At 59.8% G+C, this 671-nt stretch carries 1 protein-coding gene; it reads left to right on the top strand.

Annotation, left to right across the window (positions count from 1 at the left end; genetic code table 11):
* On the top strand, window positions 1–549 hold a 549-nt coding region (locus AC1DLB_RS31430), incomplete at its 5' end, for an AI-2E family transporter (RefSeq protein ID WP_477786459.1).
* Window positions 550–671: the final 122 nt, after the last annotated feature.

Genomic DNA, 671 nt, shown 5'->3' with positions numbered 1-671 from the left:
CTGCTGATCGGCATGGTACTGGGGGCGATCATCGCCTTGCAGCGCGTACCGGACCTGACCAAGCGCAAGCCCTTGGCCGCGGCGCTGTTCGACCGTTTGCACCTGTTGGTCCAGGCGTTTCGCAATATCGTCTTCGCGCAGATCAAGATTTCCCTGCTCAACACCTTCTTCACCGGGATTTTCCTCGCGGTGGTCCTGCCGATGTTCGGGATCAAGCTGCCGCTGACCAAAACCCTGATCGTGCTGACCTTCCTGCTCGGCTTGTTGCCGGTGATCGGCAACCTGATGTCGAACACCTTGATCACCATCGTCGGCCTGTCGCTGTCGATCTGGGTGGCGGTGGCGGCATTGGGGTATCTGATTTTTATCCACAAGCTCGAATACTTTCTCAACGCGCGCATTGTAGGCGGGCAGATCAGCGCCAAGTCGTGGGAGTTGCTGCTGGCGATGCTGGTGTTCGAAGCCGCGTTCGGCCTGCCGGGGGTGGTGGCGGGGCCGATTTATTACGCGTACCTGAAGAGTGAGTTGAAGCAGGTGGGGATGGTTTGATCCCGTGTTGATCTAATTGTGGCGAGGGAGCTTGCTCCCGTGGGGGCGCGAAGCGGCCCCCTTATCTCCAAAAGAAGGGACTGCTGCGCAGTCCAACGGGAGCAAGCTCCCTCGCCACAGGG

Source organism: Pseudomonas sp. 05N434, assembly GCF_056396965.1.
The sequence above is the reverse complement of the archived record's forward strand: the minus strand, read 5'-3'. Positions and strand labels throughout refer to the sequence as shown.